This window comes from Nitrosomonas marina, from assembly GCF_900111605.1.
Classification (GTDB): domain Bacteria; phylum Pseudomonadota; class Gammaproteobacteria; order Burkholderiales; family Nitrosomonadaceae; genus Nitrosomonas; species Nitrosomonas marina_A.
On sequence record NZ_FOIA01000073.1, the window covers coordinates 1 to 2480 of the forward strand.

Annotated in this window: 4 protein-coding genes; all 4 read left to right on the plus strand. The window is 42.9% G+C overall.

What is annotated here, in order from left to right; all coding sequences use genetic code 11:
• Positions 1 to 394: 394 nt before the first annotated feature.
• The 4 genes from BMY62_RS15700 to BMY62_RS15715 are packed head-to-tail and all read left to right on the plus strand — an operon-like array spanning position 395 to position 2389.
• A complete protein-coding gene (locus BMY62_RS15700; RefSeq protein WP_090662188.1) occupies positions 395 to 637 on the plus strand; it encodes a helix-turn-helix transcriptional regulator in 243 nt (80 codons plus the stop codon).
• A 10-nt stretch (positions 638 to 647) separates the two neighbouring features.
• The gene (locus BMY62_RS15705) at positions 648 to 1274 is read left to right on the plus strand and encodes a hypothetical protein (protein ID WP_090662191.1); all 627 of its coding nucleotides are present in this window, start codon (positions 648 to 650) and stop codon (positions 1272 to 1274) included.
• A 5-nt stretch (positions 1275 to 1279) separates the two neighbouring features.
• On the plus strand, positions 1280 to 1756 hold the full coding sequence (locus tag BMY62_RS15710; protein WP_090662193.1) for a helix-turn-helix domain-containing protein: 477 nt from the start codon (positions 1280 to 1282) through the stop codon (positions 1754 to 1756).
• Positions 1757 to 1762: 6 nt separating this feature from the next.
• A complete protein-coding gene (locus tag BMY62_RS15715; RefSeq protein WP_143058848.1) occupies positions 1763 to 2389 on the plus strand; it encodes a site-specific integrase in 627 nt (208 codons plus the stop codon).
• Positions 2390 to 2480 lie beyond the last annotated feature (91 nt).

Consider the following 2480-nt stretch of genomic DNA (forward strand, 5'->3'; position numbering starts at 1 on the left):
TAGCGTTTTCTCATCGTCATAATCCTCAACAGGTTATAGTTATCTGTTGAGGAATAACTTTAACATCCTAAGTTATTTTATTGAAGGAGTACTAGTGTTAAAAAAGAAAAAGCAAAAGGAACAAAAGCATTTCTCAGATTGGTGGCAGAAAAGGAAGGCATTTCGATATCCCGACTTAAGCAGTTAACAAGTAAAACTTCCGATACAGAAAGTAATTCTCTGAATAATACTTCATTGGCCGACACACTGTTCAGCGCAAACCGGGCTAGCTGGAAAAAATGAAAACCCAACAAAATAAAAGACTTATAGCCAAATACACTAGATAGATTGCTAGATACCCCCCTAGCTGATTTTAAATAGCAGCATGTTCAATAACATCTAAAGAGGTATTAACATGCAGCTTAAGTTCTTACGATGCTCTGATGTCGAAGAAAGAACAGGATACTCACGCTCAACCATCTACAACCGTATAGCTGAAGGCTTATTACCTGAACCGGTAAAAATAGGTATACGTGCATCCGCATGGCCGGATTTCGAAATTAATGCAATCAACGCCGCACTTGTAGCCGGTAAATCCGACGAAGAAATCCGCGCACTGGTTGCCAGGCTCGTTGCCGCCCGTAAAACAATGGCCTGAGGGTTTTGATATGAGTCAGAACCGTGATGCTCCTGCTTACCAGGAATACGCAGCAACCATGTTGGCACAGTTACCTTTCCGAACCATGACCTTACAGGATCGCGGACTGTTTTACACCATGCGGCTTGAATGCTGGGTAAACAAACAGTTGCCAAAAGACAAAAATGATCTGGCAAAAGTATTAGGGCTGCCAGTCAATGAAGTGCACACATCCCTTCCTGTCGTGATGACTTTTTTTGCCGTCAAAGGTGATTTTATTATCTGTCCCGAGTTAGAAAGCTATAGAGAACATCTTGCAGAACGGCGATTTAAACAAAGCCAGGGCGGAAAAAAGGGTTCAACCATTACAAACAGGAAACGTAAACGCGAAACTCATCAATCCGTTGAAGAGTCTGCGACATGCTCATCAGCTACCCTATCGACTCACTTGCCAGGTACCATGTCGAGTACCTCGTCAACTGACTCGCAAGGACCCTGCCAAGATAGTGTCGAGTCCTCAGTACAAACCAGAAAAGCAAAACCCAGACTAAACCAGCTCAGCAGTAAAAGGGTTATTGATGATCCGTTTGTTATGGAATATGAAGCAGCCGAGCAATGCACGGCAGGCGATTACGCCAGAGCAAGTAAAGGTTATTAGTCAATATGAAGAAAAGGCTGTATAACCCACACCTTGCCAAAATTCATCGCAGCTACACTATTGAAGAAGCGGCTAGTCTGTATGGAGTTTTTAAAGGAACTGTCCGTGCCTGGATCAAGGCCGGGCTGCCTGTTATCAACGACAAACGACCCATGCTTATTCTTGGCAGCGATCTTGTTGCGTTTCATCAGGCACGTCGAAAGAAAAACAAACAGAAATGTAAACCGGATGAATTGTATTGTGTTCGTTGCCGCACACCCAGAAAGCCAGCCGGAAAAATGGTCGATTACCAGATCATTACCGATAAAATCGGCAACCTGATAGCGATTTGCCCTGATTGCGAATCCATTATGAATAAAAGAATCAGTCTACTCAAACTGGAACAATTAACCGGAAAAATCACGATTACACTGCCGCAAGCACTGCAACACTTAATTGATAATCATCAACACAGCGTTAACAGTGACTTGAAACAGGAGTAATAAAACATGACCAAATACAATACTGAGAATGAACGAATCAAGCGTAAATATTTCGCATATCTGAAAGAAGCAATGCGCAACAGCGAGGCAACAATCGATGCAGCTGCAAAAGCGCTGGCACGTTTTGAGTATCACACCAAGCACAAGGCTTTTAAGGCTTTTCATTATGAACAAGCCATTGCATTCAAAAAACAGTTGGCTGAACAAAAGGCGCAACAATCTGGTGAAAAACTAAGCAAAGCAACTTTGCATGCAACATTGACTCAGCTCAAGCGCTTCTTCCAATGGCTTGCATGGCAACCCGGCTACAAATCCCGTATTCAATATTCCGATGCAGAATATTTCAATTTATCGGATAAAGATACACGCATTGCAACAGCTCAGCGTGAGCAAAAAACACCAACGCTCGAGCAAATCCGGCATGTCGTTATGACAATGCAAGTCAGCACAGATATTGAACGCAGAAATCGAGCGCTGATCGCATTTACGTTACTGACTGGTGCGCGAGACAGCGCCATTTCATCCCTGAAACTCAAGCATGTCGACCTGATTGAAAATTGTGTTTATCAGGATGCACGGGAAGTCAGCACAAAATTTAGCAAATCCTTCAATACCTTTTTCTTCCCTGTGTAAGCGTTTAGCCCCACCATATATAAATTAGAAATTGAACTGGTTATCCTCGAATATTTTCACAGGAGGATGGCCGATGACAACACATGAACAA